The sequence below is a fragment of the Methyloversatilis sp. XJ19-49 genome (assembly GCF_024580145.1).
Lineage (GTDB): Bacteria > Pseudomonadota > Gammaproteobacteria > Burkholderiales > Rhodocyclaceae > Methyloversatilis.
In genome coordinates, this window is the sequence record NZ_JANINI010000009.1 from 142,579 (window position 1) to 164,134 (window position 21,556).

General features: G+C 66.9%; 15 protein-coding genes. 11 read left to right on the plus strand and 4 right to left on the minus strand.

Annotated elements, in window-relative coordinates:
• The first annotated feature begins 39 nt into the window (after positions 1–39).
• Positions 40–1,776, plus strand: coding sequence for a cation:proton antiporter (locus tag NMQ16_RS12385; protein WP_257081014.1), 1,737 nt, complete (start codon positions 40–42; stop codon positions 1,774–1,776).
• 16 nt (positions 1,777–1,792) lie between these two features.
• Here the strand turns inward: NMQ16_RS12385 and NMQ16_RS12390 are convergent, their stop codons facing one another.
• Positions 1,793–2,296: a hypothetical protein gene (locus tag NMQ16_RS12390; protein WP_257081015.1), complete on the minus strand. Its 504-nt coding sequence runs from the start codon at positions 2,294–2,296 to the stop codon at positions 1,793–1,795.
• A 142-nt stretch (positions 2,297–2,438) separates the two neighbouring features.
• Here NMQ16_RS12390 and NMQ16_RS12395 point away from each other — a divergent pair, with 142 nt between their 5' ends.
• Positions 2,439–3,236, plus strand: a complete 798-nt coding sequence (locus NMQ16_RS12395) for an alpha/beta fold hydrolase (RefSeq protein WP_257081016.1) — start codon at positions 2,439–2,441, stop codon at positions 3,234–3,236.
• Positions 3,237–3,305: 69 nt separating this feature from the next.
• Here NMQ16_RS12395 and NMQ16_RS12400 read toward each other — a convergent pair whose 3' ends face one another.
• Positions 3,306–5,174 (minus strand): PAS domain-containing protein, encoded by a 1,869-nt coding sequence (locus tag NMQ16_RS12400; RefSeq protein ID WP_257081017.1) that lies wholly within the window; start codon positions 5,172–5,174, stop codon positions 3,306–3,308.
• A 1-nt stretch (position 5,175) separates the two neighbouring features.
• Between NMQ16_RS12400 and NMQ16_RS12405 the strand changes: the two genes are divergently transcribed.
• A complete protein-coding gene (locus NMQ16_RS12405) occupies positions 5,176–6,774 on the plus strand; it encodes an ATP-binding protein (RefSeq protein WP_257081018.1) in 1,599 nt (532 codons plus the stop codon).
• Positions 6,771–7,421 carry a two-component system response regulator NarL gene (gene narL / locus NMQ16_RS12410; RefSeq protein WP_257081019.1) on the plus strand — a complete coding sequence of 217 codons (651 nt, stop codon included), beginning with the start codon at positions 6,771–6,773 and terminating at the stop codon, positions 7,419–7,421. The genes NMQ16_RS12405 and narL overlap by 4 nt, the downstream gene beginning before the upstream one ends.
• A gap of 106 nt (positions 7,422–7,527) precedes the next feature.
• Here narL and NMQ16_RS12415 read toward each other — a convergent pair whose 3' ends face one another.
• Positions 7,528–9,228 carry an APC family permease gene (locus NMQ16_RS12415; protein ID WP_257081020.1) on the minus strand — a complete coding sequence of 567 codons (1,701 nt, stop codon included), beginning with the start codon at positions 9,226–9,228 and terminating at the stop codon, positions 7,528–7,530.
• A 50-nt stretch (positions 9,229–9,278) separates the two neighbouring features.
• Positions 9,279–10,070 carry a TorF family putative porin gene (locus NMQ16_RS12420; RefSeq protein WP_257081023.1) on the minus strand — a complete coding sequence of 264 codons (792 nt, stop codon included), beginning with the start codon at positions 10,068–10,070 and terminating at the stop codon, positions 9,279–9,281.
• A gap of 566 nt (positions 10,071–10,636) precedes the next feature.
• Here NMQ16_RS12420 and NMQ16_RS12425 point away from each other — a divergent pair.
• The 7 genes from NMQ16_RS12425 (at position 10,637) to NMQ16_RS12455 (ending at position 21,541) form a co-directional block, all read left to right on the plus strand.
• Entirely contained in the window at positions 10,637–11,998 is a 1,362-nt protein-coding gene (locus NMQ16_RS12425; RefSeq protein WP_257081025.1) for an NAD(P)/FAD-dependent oxidoreductase, read from the plus strand.
• Between the two features lie 112 nt (positions 11,999–12,110).
• On the plus strand, positions 12,111–14,393 hold the full coding sequence (locus tag NMQ16_RS12430) for a DUF1989 domain-containing protein (RefSeq protein ID WP_257081027.1): 2,283 nt from the start codon (positions 12,111–12,113) through the stop codon (positions 14,391–14,393).
• Between the two features lie 350 nt (positions 14,394–14,743).
• Complete coding sequence (locus tag NMQ16_RS12435) at positions 14,744–15,862, plus strand: aminomethyltransferase family protein (protein WP_257081028.1); 1,119 nt, start codon at positions 14,744–14,746, stop codon at positions 15,860–15,862.
• 76 nt (positions 15,863–15,938) lie between these two features.
• Complete coding sequence (locus NMQ16_RS12440; protein ID WP_257081029.1) at positions 15,939–16,532, plus strand: dimethylamine monooxygenase subunit DmmA family protein; 594 nt, start codon at positions 15,939–15,941, stop codon at positions 16,530–16,532.
• Complete coding sequence (locus tag NMQ16_RS12445) at positions 16,529–17,488, plus strand: PDR/VanB family oxidoreductase (RefSeq protein WP_257081031.1); 960 nt, start codon at positions 16,529–16,531, stop codon at positions 17,486–17,488. Before NMQ16_RS12440 ends, NMQ16_RS12445 begins: the two co-directional genes overlap by 4 nt.
• 10 nt (positions 17,489–17,498) lie before the next feature.
• Positions 17,499–18,542: a DUF3445 domain-containing protein gene (locus tag NMQ16_RS12450; protein ID WP_257081033.1), complete on the plus strand. Its 1,044-nt coding sequence runs from the start codon at positions 17,499–17,501 to the stop codon at positions 18,540–18,542.
• 200 nt (positions 18,543–18,742) lie between these two features.
• Positions 18,743–21,541, plus strand: coding sequence for an autotransporter-associated beta strand repeat-containing protein (locus NMQ16_RS12455; RefSeq protein ID WP_257081035.1), 2,799 nt, complete (start codon positions 18,743–18,745; stop codon positions 21,539–21,541).
• The last annotated feature ends 15 nt before the right edge of the window (positions 21,542–21,556 follow it).

Consider the following 21,556-nt stretch of genomic DNA (forward strand, 5'->3'; position numbering starts at 1 on the left):
GTCAATACGGCCCGGCCGCGTCTGATGCACGCTTGACGGATGGACGCCCACGCCGGATTGCCCCACCTTCAGCCGCTGCTGCTGTTTCTCGCCATCGCCGGTCTGGTGATGCCGCTGCTGGCGCGCGCCCGGGTCAGCCAGGTCGTGGCTTTCCTCTGCGCGGGCGCCTTGGTCGGTCCGTATGGTCTGGGCCGGCTGGCCGCTGACCAGCCCTGGCTGGGGGCGCTCACCATCGCCGACGGCGAGGGCGTGCGCGGCCTGGCCGAGCTGGGCGTCATGTTCATGCTGTTCGTCATCGGTCTCGAACTGTCGGCACGCCAGCTGTGGTCGCTGCGGCGCTGGGTGCTGGGCGTGGGCAGCGCGCAGTGGCTGGGCACCGGCGCGCTGATCGCCGGCATCGCGCTGGCTTTCGGGCACGGCTACGAGACGGCGCTGGTGCTCGGCCTCGGCCTCGCGATGTCATCGACCGCGGTGGTGATGCAGTTGCTCGACGAGGCCGGTCAGACGCGTTCGACGGTCGGTCGCACGAGCTTCGCCGTGCTGCTGCTGCAGGACATCGCCTTCGTGCCGCTGCTCATCCTGCTCGGCCTGATGGCCGATGATGGCGCAGGCGGCACCGTCAGCGGCTTTGCATGGCTGCTGCTCACCGCGCTGGCCAAGGCGGCGCTGGCGGTGGCGCTCATCCTGCTGCTCGGTCGGCTCGTGCTGACGCCGCTGTTCCGCCGTGTGTCGGTCACCACGCAGGCCGACAGCTTCATGGCGCTGACACTGCTCGCCGCGCTCGGTGTCGCGGCGCTGACGGGCAGCGCCGGGCTGTCGATGGCGCTCGGGGCCTTCCTGGCCGGGCTGATGCTGTCCGAAACCGAGTACCGCCACGCCGCGCTGCAGGCCATCGAACCGTTCAAGGGCTTGCTGATGGGGCTGTTTTTCCTGTCGGTCGGCATGAGCCTCGACCTCATTACGGTGGCAGGCGACGCGCTGTGGCTGGTCGGCTCGGTGATCGGCCTGTACGCGCTGAAAAGCGCCGTGCTGTTTGCGCTGTTCCGCCTGTCCGGCCTGGCACGTGGTGAAGCGGCCGAGGCGGCGCTGTTGCTCGGTCAGGCCGGCGAATTCGCGCTCATCGTCATCGGCATCGCGCTCGGCGCCGGTCTGCTGGATGCCCGTACCGGCAATTTCATGTTGCTGGTGGCCACGCTGAGCATGTTCATGACGCCGCTTGCGGCAAAGGCCGGCCGTGCGCTGCACCGGCGCTTCGATCGCGCTGCGGACACGGCGGGCGAAGGTGCGGCCGCGCGAAGCCTGCCTGCCCAGGACGATGTGGTCATCATCGCCGGCTTCGGCCGGGTCGGGCAGCGGGTGGCGCGCGTGCTGGACCGCGCCGGTCTGCCGTGGGTCGCCATCGAACGACACGTCGCCGCAGCGACGCGCCATCATGCGGCAGGTCGGACGGTGATTGTCGGCGATGCCGGCAGCCCGTCACTGCTGCATCATCTGGGTGCCGGTCGGGCCCGCGCGCTGGTGGTCACGATGGATGATCCCGCCGCGGCACGGCACGTGGTGCGCAGCCTGCACGCCGAATTCCCGGCGCTGCCGCTGATCGCGCGGGCACGCGATGGCGCACATGCTGCCGAACTGCGCGCAGCCGGCGCCAGCGAAGTCATTCCGGAGGCGCTGGAAGCGGCGCTCCAGCTGGGCGATCACGTGCTGGCGCAGCTGGATGTGTCGCCGACACGGCGCGACGAACTGATCGACGCCGAACGCCGCAGCGCCGACTGATCGTTGTCGCGCTGCGTCAGCGCTTCACGCCCGGCGGCAGCGCCGGCTTCATTTCAGTGGCGCTCGGCTGCACGTGGTCGTGGCTTTCGATCGTCGGATGCTCCTGCCCGGCATGTACCTTGCGCTGCGACGGCTGAACGCCGATCGGCATCGCCAGCTTCTGTTCGGTGGCGCTCTGCGGTACGTGGTCGTGACCTTCGATCACCGGGTGTTCGTGGCCGGCATGCACCTTGCGTGTCGACGGCTTGACGCCCGGCGGCAGCGCAGGCTTCATTTCGGTGGCGCTCGGCTGCTCGTGATCATGGCCCTCGATCACCGGGTGTTCGTGGCCGGCGTGCACCTTGCGTGTCGACGGCGTGACGCCGGGCGGCAATGCCGGTTTGTTGCCGACGTTGGCCGGTGCCTTGTCCTTCAGCGCGTCGGCCGGATGTGCCGAGCCGGCATGGCCCGACGCGGCGTCGGCCCATGCGGTCGTACAGGACAACGCGGAAAGTGCCAGAGCGGCCCAGATCCTGTTCATGATTGCTTCCTTCCGGTAGTGAGTGATTGCAGCCAGTGTGCGCCTCTCACGCGCCTGACGCATTGACCTGACTCAAAAGCATTGCGCGCAACCGGTTGTCGCAACACGACGGCCCGGTACGCGGCGTATTCTTCGCCGCGTCATGCCGCCCGCCCGACCTGTCCTGTTCCTGCACGCCAATGGCTACCCGGCCGGCGTGTACCGCCAGTTTCTCGCTGCACTGGCGCGCCGCCACCCGGTCGGGTCGATCGACGTGATCGCCGCCGCGCACGGCCCTGGTCGCGGCTGGCGCAACCTGCTGACGCAGGTGCTGACCCGGGTCGACGCGCTGCCGGATGAACCGCTCGCGCTGGTGGGCCATTCGATGGGCGGCTATCTCGCCGCCATGGCCGCCGCGCGCCGGCCGACGCGCGTGGCGCAGATCGTTCTGATCGATGCGCCGCTGGTCGGCGGCTGGCGCAGTGCGGTGCTGACGGCATCACATGCCAGCGGACTGTCGCGCAGATTCGGCCCGGCGCCGATCGCGGCCCGTCGGCGCATGCACTGGCCATCGCGCGACGACGCCCGGCGACACCTGGCCGACAAACCTTTCGTACAGCGCTGGGCGCCCGGCGTGCTCGACGATTTTCTGGCCGCCGCACTGACCGATCACCCGGATGATGGCGTCACGCTGACCATTGCACGCGAAGCCGAGCGCGACATCTACGCCACGCTGGCGCACCGAGCGGCCCTGCGTGCCGTGCGCACGCTGCGCCGGCGCGGCACGCCCATCGGTTTCGTCGCCGGCAGCCAGTCGGAAGAACTGCGCCTCGCCGGCCGCGACGCCAACCGCGCCTTCTGGGATGAGGACTGGCGCGAGCTGGACACCGGCCATCTGGTACCGATGGAAGCGCCGCAGGCGTGCGCCGCTGCGGTGCAGGCTCTGCTCGGCGAACGTTGAACCAGTGCTGTGTTCTACGTCCTGCGGTGCGTGGGCGTCTGCCCGGCGTAACCGAACGACGGAACGTCCTTATTCGTCAGCGAACTCGCAGTGCCCCGAGCCCAGCTCGACCGCCTGGGTCGCGGCGCGGCGTGCGGCTTCGAACATCGATTCGATGCCGATATAGCGCGCGTCGCCCAGCGCGATGCCGGCCGCTGCGGCGATCACCACCTCGCTGTCGCCCACGCGCAGCGTCGCGGTGAGTTCCTGCATCAGGCGTGCCGCGAGCTTGGATACTGCCGGAATCAGTTCGTTGGAGCCGGCCAGTTCGCGCGCGGCCTGACCGGCCCTGAAGTCGGTCAGCAGCACCGCGAACTGGTGTTTTTCCAGATAGCTCACTGCGGCGCCCGGATAGCTGACCGGACGGAAGCGGCGCGCCACCTCGGCCAGCACCTGTTCGGACACTTCCTGGCTGTACTGCGGCACCAGGTCTTCCATGCCGAACACATCGACCCACAGCAGAGCGAACGGGGCGCCGCCGACCTGGAACTGGTGCAGCGTCCACGCCAGCAGCGCATCGAAGATGGGCCGGCTGGTCATGCCGGTACGCGCTTCGAACCACATGCGGCGGCGCGCGCGTTCTTCGGCGCCGCGCCGCTCGCTGACGTCGGTGATGAAGCCTTCGATCACCAGCAGTTCGCCCTGCGACGAGAACACGCCGCGCCCCTGTTCCCATACCCACAGATAGACGCCGTTGACGTCGGCGATGCGGTAGGAAATCTGATAAGGCTTGTGCTGCGCCAGATTGGCCTGCACCTGTGACCAGACGAATTCGCGGTCTTCCGGGTGAATCAGGCTGCCGAAGGCCACGCGGCGGTTGTCGACCAGCTCCCACGGCTCGTAGCCGGTCAGGTCGACGCAGCCGTCGCTGACGAATTCCATGGTCCAGTCCGGATCGTTGCGGCCGCGATACACCATGCCCGGCACGTTGGCGAGCAGTGTGTTCAGGTAGCGCCGGCTGGAGCCGAGCTCTTCGCTGCGGCGCCGCCGCGTGACTTCGGTCAGCGTGCCGACGACGCCGGCCAGATCGCCGTCGGGCAGGGTGCACGATTGCGCGCGCAGCATGACCCAGAACACGTTGCCGCTGGCGGCCACCAGACGCACTTCGCTGACCAGCTGATCGAGCTGGCCGCTGGCCACCGACAGCAGCGACCTTTCCACACCGTCGCGCTCCTCCGGGTGCACGGCCGCACTGAGCAGACGCCCGCGGCAGTCGGCGACGCTGCGGCCGGTCAGCCGCTCCCAGGCGCGATTCAGATAGGCGATGCGGCCTTCGGTATCGGTCTTGAACAGCACAAGATCGATCTGGTCCAGCACCACTGGAATGTCATGTTCGCTGTCGTCGCGCGCCGGTGCGGCGGCGGCATCCTGGCTGAACTGGATCAGCAGGCTGCCCGGTACCGCCGGCAGGGGCGAAATGCTGGCGTGCAGCTTCACCGGCAGACCGGTCGCGCTGACCATGCGCAACATGCTGTCGGCAGCCGTCGGCGTGCTGCCGGCGGCGATCGCGTACAGCGAAGCGAAGCGGGCATGATCGACCGGGTGCAGCAGATTGGTGAACGGTAGCCCGACCACTTCGTCGGCGCGGCCTCGGTAGTCGAGCAGCGCCAGAAAGGCCTGGTTGGCGAAACTGATGGTCGGTCCTTCTATCGTGACCGAGGGCGATGAAATGTTGTGGCACAGTTCACCCGCCCACTGCGTCTGTTGTGCAGTGGCATCGGGGCGCCGCAGCAGCGGTGCGTCGGACCATGTCTGTCGCCGCAACACCAGCACCAGCAGCAGTCCGCCCAGCCCGACCGCGGCAGGCAGGCCGTAGGCCGCGTGGCCGCCGTGCCAGGTGCCGACCACGGCAGCAAACATCAGGGCGAGCGTCCACGCGGAAAACAGATACAGGGCCATCGTGATTCGTTTCCTTTCAGGCGCCGGCAGGCGCTACCCGCTGTATACCGGATTGACGGCCATGCTGGCCGGCTGTGCGCTGTGCGCGGCGCTGGCCTTCTGGGGCAGCATCGAATTGGAGCGGCAGTTTTCGCAGGTATTCGGCCGCATGGTCGCACTGTGCGCCGCGCCGGCGGCGGCCGAAGGTGCGCTGTGCGACGTGGTGGCCGGCGTCGAGCGTGCGCTGCTCGAGCGGGTGGCGGTCATGCTGCTGCTGCAGGGGCTGTGCGTGCTCGCCATCTTCGTTGGTTGCACGTTGATCGCACACCGGGCGTATCGCCTGCTTGTCTGCCGCAGCGAGACCGCACTGAGCCTGATGCCGGAAAGCAGCCGCGCGCGCGGGCGCGACGAGATCGAACGGCTGGTCGAAAGTCTGGCCGAACTGACGGCGCGCCAGGCCGGGCTGGAGGCGGAAGTGCGCTGGCGCCAGCAGGTCACGGCCGAACAGTTGCGGCGCAAGGCGCTGGAACTGCAGACCCTGCATCAGGTGGCGCGCACCTTCACCAACAGCGAAGTATCGGCGTTCAGCCTGCTTGGCGGCCTTGCCCAGCTTGAATCGGCGCTCGGCGCGCGCACCGTCGCCCTGAGCCTGGGCGCCGCTGCGCGGCAGGCGCTGGGTGCCGACGCCGTACTGGCAACCCACGGCGAGCCTGCCATCATGGGCCAGCTTTCAGACCAGACGGCAGCGCGCGAAATCACCGCGCGCGTGGTGCCGCCCGGTGCAGCCGGTCCGACCTGTTCGCTGGTGCTGCCGGTGTGCCGCGGCGATCTGGCGCTCGGCACACTGGTGGCCGAATTTCCCGAGCATGCGCGGGTCGATGACCCGCAGGTCAAGCTGGCCGAGAGCTTCGCCCATCTGGCAGCGCTCGCGCTGTCCGGCGTCAGCCGCAGCCAGGAGGAAAGGCGGGTGGCACTGATGGAGGAACGCACGGCGATCGCCGGCGAACTGCACGATTCGCTGGCGCAGTCGCTGGCCTACATGAAGATCCAGGTGGCCCGGCTGCAGCGCGGCCTCGATCGCGAAAAGCACCCGGCCGACGTGGCGCAGGCAGCGCGCGAACTGCGCGAGGGGCTGTCGGCCGCCTACCGCGAGGTGCGCGACCTGATCGCCGCCTTCCGCGTGCGTATGGGCCCGGGCGGGCTGCTGTCGTCGGTGCAGGCCACGATCGATGAATTCGCGCAGCGCAGCGGTCTCGACATCAGTTTCGTGCACGATCTGGGCCGCTGCCAGCTCGGCGTGAACGAGGAGTTCCACGTCATGCAGGTAATCCGCGAAGCGGTGTCGAACACGGTGCGTCACGCACGGGCTTACCATGTGTGGGTCAGCATGCACTACGGCCCCGGACATCTGCTGACCGTGATCGTGGATGATGACGGCCGCGGCCTGACCAATCCCTACGCAGAAACGAACCATTACGGCCTGTCCATCATGCGCGAGCGCGCCAGCTCGCTCGGTGGCGAAGTGTCTGTGGTCCACCGGCCGGGCGGCGGCACCCGGGTGCAGCTGGCCTTTGCGCCGCAGAAGCTGCCGGCCGACATTCTTTCCGAAGTGACGACATGAGCATACGCATCCTGCTGATCGACGATCATCCGCTGTTCCGCAAGGGCGTGGCCCAGCTGGTGCGTGCGGATGATGAACTCGAACTGGCCGGCGAAGCCAGCGACGGCACGACCGGCCTCGCACTGGCCGCCGAAACCGATCCCGACCTGATCCTGATCGACCTCAACATGAAGTTGGTGAATGGCATCGAAACGTTGCGCCGGCTCAAGGCTGCAGGCGTGCGCGGCCGCTGCGTCATGCTGACCGTGTCCGACGATGAACGCGACGTGCTGGATGCGATGAAGGCCGGCGCCGATGGCTATCTGCTGAAGGACATGGAACCGGAGGAGCTGTGCCAGCGCATCAAGCAGTCGGTGGCCGGCACGATGGTGCTCGACGGCAGTGTCGCCGGCCTGCTCGCCCATGCGCTGAACGCGCCGCCCGCGGCAACCCACACCGATCTCACCGAACGCGAGCGCGAAATTCTCGGTCTGCTGTCGGACGGGCGCAGCAACAAGGAAATTGCACGAGTGCTCGGCATTTCCGATGCGACGGTGAAGGTGCATATCAAGCACGTGCTCAGCAAGCTCAACATGAAAAGCCGCCTCGAGGCGGCCGTGTGGGCGCTGCAGAACCCGCAGTTCCGGCGGGCCACCGCCCACGACTGAGGCGCGCGGCGCCGTCTCGCGCCGGCCGGACCCTGAAAGGAAAACCGGCAGACGACAGCCCAGGGGCTGCCGCTGCCGGCTGTTCAGCACAACCGCTGGCGAGTACTCAATACACGGCCAGGCTGTGCGACACCACCACCACCACGACACCTGCTGCCAGTGTCACGTAGGGCAGCACCCCGGCACGCTTGCCGCCTGACGGCAGTTGGTCGTTCAGGTGCATGTCCTCGACCATCGCATCCGGGAACTGTCCCTTGTCCTGCACGTAATGGCGATACAGGAACACCGGAATGATCAGCGACGCGAACACCAGACCGGCCGTCAGCGTGCCCGCGCCGTAGATGTCGGCACCCAGACCCATCAGCGCGAGATTGACGAACGCGAGCACGACACCGATGCCGAGGATGATGTTCGGCGCCTTGAACGGACGCTCCCAGTCCGGGCGGTCGATGCGATGGATCCAGCCGGAGTTCAGGTTCAGGAAGTTGAAGATGATGTAGCCCACGTTCGAGCAGGCCAGCACGAAGACATAGTCCGACAGCATCAGCAGGATGAGGTTGAAGCCGAGGTCGGTCCACATCGCCCGCGTCGGCGCGCCATGTTCGTTCACGTGCGACAGGTAGCGCGGCAGCCAGCCATCGACCGACGCCTGATAAAGCGTGCGCGAAGAACCCGCCATCGACGTCATGATGGACAGCAGCACCGCCAGCACCAGCATGACCACCAGCACGTTCGCCACCATTTCGCCGCCGCCCATCATGTGCGACATCACGTTGGCCACACCCATGCCGCTGTACACGTCGGGTGCGAGCATGCCGCTGTAGACCGCGGGCGAGGACACCGTGCCATCCGCCTCGATCACCGGCGGCGTGACCACCTCACCCAGACCGAGGTGACCCTGGAAGGCCAGCGGCACCAGCGTGAACACGACGATGCACAGCAGACCGGAGAACAGGATCGCCTTGAAGGTGTCCTTCTTCGGGTCCTTGAATTCACGCGTGTAGCAGACCGCCGTTTCGAAGCCGTAGGTCGACCACGCGGCGATGAACAGGCCACCGGCCATCAGCGTGACCCCCGCCATGTTCCATGATCCATCGACCACCAGACCGTTTTCCCACGCGATGGGCACCATCGGCGAAAAGTGGGTCGACGGCATGTCGCCGGACAGCAGCGGCACCAGCGCGATCAGCATCAGCGGGATCAGCGCCGTGATGCCGAGCACCATGGTCGTACGCGCCGAGCGCAGGATGCCGCCGTGCTGGATGCCGAACACCGCCAGCAGCAGCACGACACCGACCAGGAAGGTCGCGTTGATGCGCAGCTCGAGGCCGGACTTGATGAATCCGAGATCGACCAGCGTCAGCTGCCAGGTATTGATCGCCGCGTCGGCCGGGAACAGCGCGCCCAGTATGTAGCCCGCCGCCAGCCCGGAACCGATGGCCAGCACCGGCGACCAGGCGAACCAGTTGCACCACACCGATACCGGCGCGATGATCTTGCTGTAGCGCACCCAGGCTACGGCACCATACACCGACGCGCCGCCCGACTTGTGCGGGAACAGGCCGGCGATTTCGGCGTAAGTGAAGGCCTGTATGAAGCCGAAGCCGATCGACAGCGCCCATACCATCCACGATGGCTTGCCGACGGTGGCGGCGATTGCGCCGATCGAAAACAGCACCAGCGCCGGCACACCGCTGGCCACCCAGAATGCACCGGTCCAGTCGATCTTCCGGTGCAGTGAAGCACTTTCGGCACGGCTGGCCGATCGTACCGGCGCCGCTCCGATCACATCCGCATTGCTGCTCATGTCATATCCCCTTTAGCGAAAAGGGCTGCATCGCGGCAGCCCTTCGGTCATCAGAACGTGCGTTTGACGTACAGCAGCCACTTGCTGTCGCCGGTGTCCTTGCAGCGCGTTGCCGCGCCGCCGACGTTGTCGCAGATGGTGTAGAAGTTCTTGTCGGCATTGGTGTCCACATAGGCCACGGCGGCCTGCCAGCCCCCGTCGAAGTTCTTCGTGATGCCGACCTTCCAGTCGGTGAAGTCGTAGTCGTCGTAGTTCTTCACCTTCTGATGACCGACGTGCAGATTGGCGATCCAGCCCGGCAGGAACTCGTAGTTCGCGTTCGCTTCCAGATAGTCGGAGCCGTCCGAATCGGCGCCGAATGCCTTTTCGCTGAAGCCGAAGTAGTCGGTGACGGCGTAGGAGTATTTCAGCTGGATGAACTTCCAGGTCACCGCGGCATTCAGTTCCAGCGTATTCAGGCTTTCACCGGACGGATCGTACTTGCCGCCCGGGAAGATGAACTGCAGGAAGCCGACATCGAACAGGAAGTCGCCCATCGTCTTCGCATATCCGCCATAGACGTCGATCTCGCCGGTGGCGTTCGACAGTGCCAGGTCGCTGACATTGGTCCCCCACACACCGAGATAGAGCCCGCTCTCGTGTGCGAGATCGAAGCCGCCCTGCACGGCCGGCTTTTCCTGCGAGTAGCTGATGCCGCGGAAGATGTACTGCGAGAACACGCCCACGTTGGCGCTGATCGTGTACGACGGCGCCGGCGCCTCTTCCGCCTGTGCGGCGAGCGGTGCTGCGAGCAGGCCCAGCAGCAGCGCGCTCAGGGTCTTGTGACGAAAACGTTCATGCATGGTGCTCTCCTGTGATCCACGGTTGTCGGGCGATCTGTACGACGGATGACGGGCCCAGCGCCGTCCGCCTGTTCTGCGTCACGGCAGCCGGCCGGGAAGCCGGTTGCCATGCGTTGATGCTCGGGAATGAGGGTGCTGCGGGGTGACGCACCGGCCGCGCCAGTGCGCCCGGAGGTCGTGATGTGGGACCGATTATTGAAACGACGCTGCCGCGCGAACAATTCTCACAAGGGATTACCCACTAATGGGTAAGGCGGCGTCCCGTGGGAGCGGCACCGGTTTTGTGGGAGCGGCGGCCTCGCCGCGATCGTGCAGCGATGGTCGCTGATCAAAGTGCATATCGCGGCGAGGCCGCCGCTCCCACAAGTCCGCCGCTCGCACAGGGACAGACCGGCGCCTACCCCCTAATGGGTAACTCCTCTTGAGAATTGTCCGCACCGGTCGCGCTTCGCATCATTCGCCGCACCTGATGTTCGGCGCGATGCCGCGCATCCGGCGGGCGACCCGGCGCATGCGGCGCCGTCGCAGCCGTATCCCGAACGGAACTGACAAGAGGAATCCACAGCATGAAAAAGCGTGTTGCCATCATCGGTGCCGGCCCGAGCGGGCTGGCCCAGCTGCGTGCCTTCCAGTCTGCTGCGGCCACGGGCGCAGACATTCCCGAACTGGTGTGTTTCGAGAAGCAGTCGGACTGGGGTGGCATGTGGAACTACACCTGGCGTACCGGGCTGGACGAGCACGGCGAGCCGGTGCACGGCAGCATGTACCGCTATCTGTGGTCGAACGGCCCGAAGGAATGCCTGGAGTTCGCCGACTACACCTTCGACGAACACTTCGGCCGCCCGATGGGTTCCTACCCGCCGCGCGAAGTGCTGTGGGACTACATCAAGGGCCGCGTCGAGAAGGCCGGCGTGCGCAAGCACATCCGCTTCAACACCGCCGTGCGCAACGTGACCTGGGACGACGACACCCGCCTGTTCACGGTCACTGTGCACAACTACGAGCAGGATCTCACCTACTCGGAAACCTTCGACTTCGTGGTGGTGGCGAGCGGCCACTTCTCGACCCCCAACGTGCCGTATTTTCCGGGATTCGAAACATTCGGCGGTCGCGTTCTGCATGCACACGACTTCCGTGATGCACTCGAATTCAAGGGCAAGGACGTGCTCATCGTCGGTGCCAGCTACTCAGCCGAGGACATCGGCTCGCAGTGCTACAAGTACGGCGCACGCTCGATCACCAGCTGTTACCGCACCAACCCGATGGGCTACAAGTGGCCCGACAACTGGGACGAAAAGCCGCAGCTGCTGCGCGTTGACGGCCATATGGCCCATTTCGCCGACGGCAGCAGCAAGCACATCGACGCGGTCATCCTGTGCACCGGCTACAAGCACCACTTCCCCTTCCTGCCGGAAGAGCTGCGCCTGAAGACCGACAACCGCCTGTGGCCGCTGAACCTGTACAAGGGCGTGTTCTGGGAAGAGAACCCGGCGCTGATCTATCTCGGCATGCAGGACCAGTGGTACAGCTTCAACATGTTCGACGCACAGGCCTGGTACGCACGCGACGTCATCCTCGGCCGCATCCCGCTGCCCTCACCGGAAGCCATGCACGCCGAAGACATGGCCTGGCGCGAGGAGGAACTGACGCTGGAAACCGCGCAGGAAATGTTCGAATTCCAGGGCAAGTACATCGGCCAGCTGATCGACGCGACCGACTATCCGAGCTTCGACATCGCGGCGGTCAACAAGACCTTCCTCGAGTGGAAAAACGACAAGTACGAGGACATCATGGGCTACCGGAACAAGTGCTACGCTTCCCTGATGACCGGCACCATGGCGACGCCGCACCATACGTCATGGCTCGAAGCGCTCGACGATTCGCTCGAGGCCTACCTGAACGAACCGGCCGACCAGGAACACGCCTGACCTGCTGCAGCGTGCGGGCGGCATCAACGCAGATGAGCCCGCATCCGATGAACCCCGTTGCGGTCCGTCGCGCCCCTGCAGCACGGCGCCGGACTGCGGGTGACCGCATCTGATGAACACGATAGTCGAAGCTTCTTTCAACCCGTCGATCGCCGCCCGACCGCGTCCGGCGCATGTCCGCCATGTCGCGCCCGGCGGTGCCTCGGTCGCGTTCGATCTGGCAGCCGGCGACCGGGTCGCGCTGATCGATCCAGAAGGCCTGCAGCCCGGTGACCTCTACCTTGCCGGCCCGGCCGGACTCGCGGCCGCCATGCTGCCGGGCGTGGCACTCGACGCGGTCGATGCCGCCGGCACGCCGGCCGCTGCGCTGATGCATGGCGCGCCCGCCGGCTGGCGCCTGCTGCGCGCCCGCCTGTTCGGGGCGGACAGCCTGCCCGGATCGCGGTGCGACTTCACCGCACCGGGCGCCGTGCGCTGCCTGCTGCACGCGTCGGGCACCGACATGGCGCCCGACGCGCAGGACGCGCTGACCGAACTGATCGCCGACATCCTCCGCGCCGAGCCGCTCAGCGGTCAGGCGCCGCCGCCGCTGGCCGAACCGGTGCTCGACCTGCGGGTCGCGGCCGGCACGGCGCACGCCTACCGCGTGAAGGCCGGCGACTACATCCAGGTGATCGATGTCGATGGCCGGCAGTGCTCCGACTTCCTCGCCTTCGACGCGGCGGCGCTGGCGCGCGGTCAGGAATACGATCTCGACCCGACCACCACGCGCACGCTGACCGGCACCGCCAATCCCGGTCCGGGCCTGCTGTCGAAGTACTACGACGAGCGGCAGGTGGCACTGGTCGAAGTGGTGCGCGACACGGTCGGCCGGCACGACACCTTCATGCTCGCCTGCAGCGCCAAGTACTACGACGACATGGGCTACCCCGGTCACGCCAACTGCAGCGACAACTTCAACAACGCGCTCGAACCGCTGGGCGTGGCGCGCCGGGCCGGCTGGCCGGCGATCAACTTCTTCTACAACACCATCGTCAATCACGACGACAGCATCGGTCTCGACGAGCCGTGGTCGCGCGCCGGCGATTACGTGCTGATGCGCGCGCTGACCGATCTGGTCTGCGCCTCGTCGTCCTGCCCCGATGACATCGATCCGGCCAATGGCTGGTATCCGACCGACATCCACGTGCGGGTGTATGACGCCTCGAACAACTTTTCCAAAGGGATCGCACACCGCATGACGCCCGACGCCACCCCCAGACTGACGCGCGAATCCGGCTTCCACGCCCGCACGTCCGCGCTCACCCGCAACATGGTCGAGTACCGCGGCTTCTGGCTGCAGACCTCGTTCGCCGCCAACGGCCCGATCGACGAGTACTGGGCCTGCCGCGAGCGCGCCGCGATGATCGATCTGTCGGCGCTGCGCAAGTTCGAAATCACCGGCCCGGACGCCGAAGCGCTGCTGCAGCGGGCCACCACGCGCAACATCCGCAAGCTGGCGGTCGGTCAGATCGTCTATGCCGCGCTGTGCCATGAGCACGGCGGCATGATCGATGACTGCACCGTGTTCCGTCTGGCGCAGAACAACTTCCGCCTGGTGTGCGGCGACGACTGGTGCGGCGTGTGGCTGCGCGAACTGGCGGCGCAGCACGGCCTGCGCGCCTGGGTGCGTTCATCCACCGACCAGCTGCACAACCTGTCGGTGCAGGGACCGAAGTCGCGCGACATCCTGCGCGACATCGTGGTCACGCCGCCGACCCACGCTTCGATGGACGAACTGAAGTGGTTCCGCTTCTCGGTCGGCAAGATCGACGGCTGCCCGGTCGTCGTGTCGCGCACCGGCTACACCGGCGAACTGGGCTACGAGGTGTGGTGCCATCCGAAGCACGCCGTGCAGGTGTGGGACGCGGTGGCCCGCGCCGGCGAGCCTCACGGCATCGCGCCGATGGGTCTGGCTGCGCTCGACATGCTGCGCATCGAAGCCGGGCTGATGTTCGCCGAGTACGATTTCTGCGACCAGACCGATCCGTTCGAAGCCGGCATCGGCTTCGCCGTGGCGGCCGACAAGGACGACGACTACGTCGGCAAGGCCGCGCTCGAACGCCGCAAGGCCCACCCGGCGCGCGTCATGGTCGGGCTGGACATCGAAGGCAGCGAGCTGGTGACGCACGGCGACCCGATCTACAGCGGTCGCGCACAGATCGGCCAGATCACCAGCACGACCCGTTCGCCCATCCTCGGCAAGACTATCGCGCTGGCGCGACTCGACGTGTCGTCCGTCGAGCTCGGCGCCACGGTCGAGATCGGCAAGCTGGACGGCCATCAGAAACGCATCCAGGCGAAGCAGGTGCGTTTTTCGCACTACGACCCGGAGAAGGCGCGCGTCCGGGGGTGAGGGCAGGAGCAAGGTTCAAGGTGCAAGGTGCAAGGTGCAAGGTGCAAGGTGCAAGGTGCAAGGTGCAAGGTGCAAGGGGCGCGGGGGAGGGTGGGTCGCGCTGCTTGACCTGAGGAGGTCAAGGGAGCTGCAGGGATGACGGGGATGCGGGCATCGTGCCTGCGTCCCCGTTTTCTTTGGCCGTGCGGTGCAGGGGGTTGTGCCCGACGTGCTTCGTTCGGGCAAGGCCTGCTTCTACCTCCAAGTAGGTAACCCCTCGTGAGAATTGTCCCGCACCCACCCGGACAACAGAATCAGTCCCGGATCGACCGCGCTGCGCGGCGACATGTCAGACAGGGAGACACCGGGAAATGCAGAGGAATTCGATTCTGAACGAGCGGCACCGCCAGCTCGGCTCCAAGCTCGACGGCGACACGTGGAACTTCATGCCCATCCCTTGGAGCTACAGCAGCTGTCCGCACGATGAAGTGGTCGCCACGCGCACGCGCGCCGGGCTGTACGACGTGTCGGCGCTGAACATCGTCAACGTGACTGGCCCGGACGCCGAATCCGTCATCGACCGCATGGTCACCATCGACGTCACGAAGCTGAAGCCGGGCACGGCGCGTCTCGGCGGCGAAGTGAACGAAGCCGGCGCGCTGGTCGACGACATCATGATCATCCGCGACGCTGCCGACCGGTTCCGCATTTCGCACGGCAGCGGCGCCACGCCGAAGACGCTGGCCGCGCTGGCTGCGGGCAGGAATGTGACCATCACGTCCGATCAGGACGTGCACATCCTGTCGCTGCAGGGGCCAGTTTCGCTCGACGTGCTGAAAGCGCACACGCCGGCCGACCTGGCTGCGCTGCCCTACTTCAACCACGTCGAAACCACACTGTTCGGCAAGAAGGTGACGCTGGGCCGTGGCGGCTACTCCGGCGAACGCGGCTACGAGGTGTATTGCAGTGCGGCCGACGCCGTGTTCCTGTGGGACACCATTCTCGAAGCGGGCAAGCCGCAGGGCGTCATCCCGTGTTCATGGACCGCGCTCGATCTGACGCGCGTCGAAGGCGCGCTGCTGTTCTTCCCGTTCGAAATGCCGGAAGGCGACACCACGCCGTGGGAAGTGAACATGGACTGGGCGGTCGACCTCGACAAGGCGGGCGACTACATCGGCAAGGCTGCGGTGCTTCACCTGAAGGGGCGAGAGCGCGTCAAGCAGGCCGGCATGACGGTGCTGCACCACGCAGCGGTCGAAGCGGGCGCGAAGGTCTATGACGGTGACACGGAAGTCGGCGTGGTCACGTCGGCCTCGTACAGCCGCCTGCTGATGCAGTCGCTGGCGATGGTGCATCTGAAGCCGGCGAAGTCGTCGATAGGCACCCGTCTGACGATCCGCAGCGAGGCCGGCAATCTGGCCGCACTGGTGGTGCCGACGCCGTTCTACGACCCGCTGCGCCAGCGCACCCATCCCGACAGGAAGCGCTGATCGCGCATCGACGCCAGCCCGCAGCGCCCATGCGCGGCGGGTCGGCGAGCTCCCTCCCCTTGCCACGAGACGCCGCATGCCCACCCCTGCCATCAAAAGCCAGCCGGTCTACCCCGCGCTCGAATGGGACCGCGCCGGCACCCATCACGTGCTGTTCGTCGCAGCCGACGAGGCGGCGCTGGCGCGCCGACTGTGGGCGCAACCGCCCGCCGGCCCGATCACGCTCATCCTCCAGCACGCCGATGGCGCGCCGATGACCGGCTGGCTGGCCGAACGGCCAGCCAGCGTTCACACCATCGCCGCCGCGACGCTGGAGCTTGCATTGAAGGCGCTGGGCGATACGCTGCGCGCCGCGCAGATGGGCACCCGGCTGTATCTGGTCGGACCGGAAGATGCCATCTGGCAGGCGGCGCGCCTGGCTGACGGCTTCGGCATGAGCCGCGACGAAATGCGCCTGATGCAGGCGGGCACGCGCGCCCGGCCGGTGTTCTGCGTGCATTGCCGCACCGTCACGCGCGGCGTGCACACCCATATCGTTCCATGCAGCGGGTGTGGGCGGGCGCTGTTCGTGCGCGACCATTTTTCGCGTCGTCTGGGTGCCTACATGGGCTTCCAGATCGACGCCGAAGCGCCGGGCGACATCCCGGCCGCGGAGGTGATCTACCCATGAGCCACGCATCCCTGAACGTCGAAATCGGTCGCATCCGCGATCTGGCGCCCGGCATCCGGGAGTTCAGTCTCCGGCGCAGCGACGGCGCCGATTTCCCGGTCTTCTCCGGCGGCAGCCATACTGTGCTGTCGCTGCCGCTGGGCGAGCGCGTGCACCGCAACCCGTATTCGCTGCTGGGCGACCCGTCGGTGCGTGACACCTGGCGCATCGCGGTGCGCCTGCAGGAGGCGTCGCGCGGCGGTTCGCGCTGGCTGCACGAGGACGCGCGCGAGGGCATGCGTCTAGACATTTCGGCACCGGTCAATCTGTTCGCGCTGAACCGCACCGGTCGGCGCCACATCTTGGTGGCCGGTGGCATCGGCATCACGCCGATCCTTTCGCAGGCGCGCGAACTGGCGCGCCTGGGCGCAGATTTCGAAGTGCATTACGCCTACCGCGCGCCGGAGTTCGGCGTGTTCGCCGACGAACTCGAAACGCTGGCGCCCGGCCGCATCCACCACTACGTGCAGTCGCGCCGCGAACAGATCGAATTCGGCTCGCTGCTGGCCGGCCGCCCGCTGGGCACCCACTTCTATATCTGCGGCCCGGCCGGCATGGTGGCTGCCAGCCTGAATGCCGGCAAGTCGCTGGGCTGGCCCGACAGCCATCTGCACAGCGAACAGTTCCTCGCGCCGAGCGGCGGCGAACCGTTCGACGTGAAGCTCGCCCTCAGCGGCCACCGTTTCAGCGTACCGAGCGACCTGTCGCTGCTGGAAGCGATCGAACAGCAGGGCGTCGACGCGCCCTACCTGTGTCGCGGCGGCGCCTGCGGCCAGTGCGAACTGGAGGTGCTCGGCGCCGACGGCGAGCTGATCCATCACGACCTGTATCTGAGCGCCGACGAGCGCGCGTCGGGCACGAAAATCATGCCCTGCGTGTCGCGCCTGAAGGGCGGCTGCCTGACCCTGAACCTGTGAGGACGACGACATGACCATAGCCTTCAAGCCGGACGAAACCTTCCGCGACGACTACACCTATCGCAACTCGCCGGCCGCCATCCGCCGCTTCCCCTTCCCCTTCCATCAGGACCAGTACATGTACTCGGTCAACATGGAGCCGCACGCGCCGGGTCCGGCAGGCTCGGTCAATGAGCATGCGTTCGACATCGACGAGCACTACATCGCCGAAATGCGCGACCGCGCGATCACGCTGGAGCGCGACCCGGGCCGCTGCGTGTCGCTGCCGCACATGATGGACGCCGAGTGGGACACACTCGAACTGCTGATGGAATCGCTGGCGCGCGACTACCCCGATCTGTTCGTGCTGAACAAGGACGGCGAGCGCTGGCACTGGGTCAACAAGCCGCTGGGCATCGACCAGTCCTTCACCTTCGGCGACGCCGCCACATTGCCGTGCCCGCCGTTCGAATACATCACGCGCCAGACCCAGGGCGATTTCGTCATCATGGATCAGCGCAACGGCGACCTGTTCGCCGATGCCGGCATGATCACGTCGCAGGCCGACTGGTCGCTCACCTTCGACGTCGGCATGAGCTTCATGGAATGGCACGGCCCGGTGCCGCTGGCGCACGAGCTGGGCGTGTTCGAGCGCGCGCTCAAATACCTGCTGATGCTGCAGCAGGGCCGCCCGGTGCGCCGCCTGAACTGGACCATGACGATCAACCCGCGCCTCGACACTGCGCCCGAAACCTATCCCGAATGGGGACAGGACCGCGCCAGCGTCACGCCGGACAATGTCGGCGCCAAGGTGCATCTGCGGGTGGAACTGCAGACCCTGTTCCGCCTGCCGCGCAGCAACGGCATGCTGTTCTCGATCCGCGGCTACCTCGCCAGCATGGAAGAACTGGCCACCTACCCGCGCTGGGCCAGGCGCCTCAACCGCGTGCTCGGCTCGTTGCCGAACGAACTGGCCGAATACAAGGGCCTGGTGCGCTACCGCCAGACCACCCTCGACTGGCTGGCCCGCCACGACGACGGTGCCCCGCTCGCGGTGGGTACGCATCCGGAATAGGGCGGCGGGCGGACTTGACGCGCCGCAACTTCGCCGGCGCGCGATGCCAGTCTTGTAGATCGCCATTGCCGGGCCGGATGTCACATCGGTCCCGGTGTCATGCAACTGTCACGCCCGGGTAGCGTACCCGGTCGAAACTGGTACGCATTAAATATGCGTACGGGTTCGACATGTTTTCGGGAAAATACCCCTGCCTTCTAATGGCGCTGGTCCTCGCGGCGCCCCTGCCGGTGGCGGCGGGGCTTTACGATGGCCCGGTCGATCCGACGTCGCTGGCGGCCGCGTATGAGGGTTGGCGCAAGCTCAAGGACGAGGTGTACCTCATCGTCCCGAACAACGGCGCCATTTACGGCGGCGGGTTCAACCTTTGTTGCAGTTCCGGCGTCGTTTTCCACGGCGTATCCTACGGGCCCGACTACTGGCCGTGGTTCCACTCCTGGTCCGCCTTCAGCGACGCCGATCTGGGCGAACCCGGTGCAACGCTCTACCTGGGTTCGGAGCTGCTCGTCATCGGGGCAAGTTTTGACACCTTCCGCGATGTCGTCATCGGCTACACCACTTCGCAGTCTGGCGTCGATTACGTCGAACTTCCGATTCTGACGCCTGATGGCACGCCGGTGCCTGCGCCGACGCCGATGCCTGTCGTACCTCGACCGGCCGGGCCGGCCTGGATCGACACGCAGGGCAACACCTTCGGCATCCACGGCCAGGTCACGGCTCACCAGACGCTGTACAAGCAGGGGGCGGGCACGCTTCGCCTGACGCACGCCAATAATGTCTGGCATGCCGCGCCTGTGGTCAGTTACGGGGTGCTGGCTGCAAACGCCGGGAGCCTGCGGACGGATGTGCTGCTGCGTGGCGGCGCGTTGATGTTCGAACAGTCGGACGCCGGACACTTCGATCACGTCGTGTCGGGCACCGGCACGGTGGTCAAGGCGGGCAGCGCCGAACTGCTGCTGACCCGCGCTCAGACATTCACCGGCGATCTGCATGTAGCCGAAGGTCGTCTGACCTTCGCCGCAGATGCCGACCCCGGTCAGAGCCCGCGCATCCTTGTTGCGCTGGATGCCACACTGGACCTTGCCGCCCGGACGACGACGACCGAAGCGGCCAGTCTGGCGGGTGCCGGCGATGTGGTTCTCGGTGGCGGCGCGCTGCTGATCAGCGGCGTACCACAACCGGGCGACACCTTCGCCGGTCGGCTGTCCGGCGCCGGCATGCTTGAGGTGGGCAACAATGCACGCATCGAATTGACCGGGCACAACACGCAGGCCGGCGGCACCCTGGTGCGCGGCACACTGATCGCCGGCCGCGATGCCAGTCTGGGCGCTGCCGGGCAGGCCTTGCGTCTCGATGGCGGCCGGCTGCAGTTGTCGTCGGCGCTCGAACTGGCGCGTGCGCTGCACAGCATCGGCGGCAGCGCCGTCGATCTCGGCGATCACCGGCTCACCCTCGCCGAAGGTCTGTCCGGCAGCGGTGTGCTCGACAAGACCGGCAGCGGCGAACTCGCGCTGACGCAGGCTGGCCGCTTCACCGGCACGGTGGATGTGCGCGCCGGCACGCTGGCATTGCAGGGGCGCGGCAGCACCGGCGATGCAAGCCATATCGATCTGGCGCGCGACGCGGTGCTTGACCTCGCTGCAGCCGACGGCGCGCGCACGCTGGCCGGTCTGTCGAACGTCGAAGGTGGCGCCACGGTCAGGCTGGGCAACAACACCCTGCGCGTCCATGAATCCACGGGTACACAGTTTCACGGTCGCATCGAAGGCACCGGTGCATTCGAGAAGGACGGCAGCGGCACCCTGGTCGTCGGTGACGCGGCCTGGACGGGCACCACGCGCGTCCTTGCAGGCGAATTGTCGGTCAGCCCCGGGCTCGCCAGCCAGCGCGTGCAGAACGAGGGTGTGCTGCGCATGACAAACGCCGACACCACTGCGTGGTCGGGCGAGTTCTCCGGCGCTGGCCGCTTCGTGAAATCCGGTGAAGGGCTGCTGTGGCTGCGCGGTGCCAGCACGCAGGCGTTTGTCGAGGTTCAGCAAGGCGCGTTGGTCGGTCGCAGCAGCACGCTCGGCCGCGACATCGACGTGGCTCACGGTGCCGGCGTGGGCTTCTTCATCGACGAAGATGACACGCACCATGGCACGGTCCGCGGCGCGGGCGTGCTGTACAGCTATGGCAGCGGTGCGCTGACGCTGGCCGGCACCTACGCGCACAGCGGAGGCACCGCCATCAGCAACACCTTGCATATCGACAGCGACGCCCGGCTGGGTGACGCACGCGGCGGCCTGCTCATCGCCGGGGGCACGCTGCAGGCGCTCGACGACCTCACACTGCGCCGGCATATCGCGCTCGGCGCCGACGGCGGCACGCTCGACAGCAACGGCTTCGACATCACGCTGATCGGCCGCATCGACGGGCCGGGCGGCTTGACCAAGGCGGGTAGCGGCCGGCTGACCTTGCTGGGTGATTACGACTACGCCGGTCACACCGTGGTCGCCGCCGGTGAACTGGTATTCGGCGGTGCGCTCGAGGGCAGCTTCGAAGTGCTGGCCGGCGCCCGGCTGGTCGCCTCGGGCGTCCTCGGTGGCGACATCTCGGTCGCCGAAGGCGGCAGCCTGTTGCTGACCAGCGATGTCCTGTCGGTAACCGGCCTGATCGACCTCGGCGGAACGCTGAACTTCGACTTCGCCGGTGGCTTGCGCACCGGGCCCCTGCTCGCCGCCGGCACGCTGATGATTTCGCAGGTGGTCGACCTTTCTCTGAGCGGCTTCGATCCTGCACACCGCGCGCAACGCATCGAGTTGGCCCGGGCCAACGAAGTAGTGTTCGCCCAAGCCGGCCGGCTAACGCTGTCCGGCGACCTGACGCAGGCGGGTTACCGACTTGATGTGTCCAACGGCACGCTGGCCCTCATTGCGGCGCCGGTGCCTGAGCCTTCGACCATTTCGTTGTTGTTGGCAGGGCTGGGACTGATCGCTTTCCGGAGCGGTCGCTGCTGACAGATTCATCAACTG

Bases quoted from the DNA above. Each gene is read 5' to 3' on its own strand.
- NMQ16_RS12385 (WP_257081014.1), top strand. From the start codon at position 40: ATGGACGCCCACGCCGGATTGCCCCACCTTCAGCCGCTGCTGCTGTTT.
- NMQ16_RS12390 (WP_257081015.1), bottom strand. From the start codon at position 2,296: ATGAACAGGATCTGGGCCGCTCTGGCACTTTCCGCGTTGTCCTGTACG.
- NMQ16_RS12395 (WP_257081016.1), top strand. From the start codon at position 2,439: ATGCCGCCCGCCCGACCTGTCCTGTTCCTGCACGCCAATGGCTACCCG.
- NMQ16_RS12400 (WP_257081017.1), bottom strand. From the start codon at position 5,174: ATGGCCCTGTATCTGTTTTCCGCGTGGACGCTCGCCCTGATGTTTGCT.
- narL (WP_257081019.1), top strand. From the start codon at position 6,771: ATGAGCATACGCATCCTGCTGATCGACGATCATCCGCTGTTCCGCAAG.
- NMQ16_RS12415 (WP_257081020.1), bottom strand. From the start codon at position 9,228: ATGAGCAGCAATGCGGATGTGATCGGAGCGGCGCCGGTACGATCGGCC.
- NMQ16_RS12420 (WP_257081023.1), bottom strand. From the start codon at position 10,070: ATGCATGAACGTTTTCGTCACAAGACCCTGAGCGCGCTGCTGCTGGGC.
- NMQ16_RS12425 (WP_257081025.1), top strand. From the start codon at position 10,637: ATGAAAAAGCGTGTTGCCATCATCGGTGCCGGCCCGAGCGGGCTGGCC.
- NMQ16_RS12430 (WP_257081027.1), top strand. From the start codon at position 12,111: ATGAACACGATAGTCGAAGCTTCTTTCAACCCGTCGATCGCCGCCCGA.
- NMQ16_RS12435 (WP_257081028.1), top strand. From the start codon at position 14,744: ATGCAGAGGAATTCGATTCTGAACGAGCGGCACCGCCAGCTCGGCTCC.
- NMQ16_RS12440 (WP_257081029.1), top strand. From the start codon at position 15,939: ATGCCCACCCCTGCCATCAAAAGCCAGCCGGTCTACCCCGCGCTCGAA.
- NMQ16_RS12445 (WP_257081031.1), top strand. From the start codon at position 16,529: ATGAGCCACGCATCCCTGAACGTCGAAATCGGTCGCATCCGCGATCTG.
- NMQ16_RS12450 (WP_257081033.1), top strand. From the start codon at position 17,499: ATGACCATAGCCTTCAAGCCGGACGAAACCTTCCGCGACGACTACACC.
- NMQ16_RS12455 (WP_257081035.1), top strand. From the start codon at position 18,743: ATGGCGCTGGTCCTCGCGGCGCCCCTGCCGGTGGCGGCGGGGCTTTAC.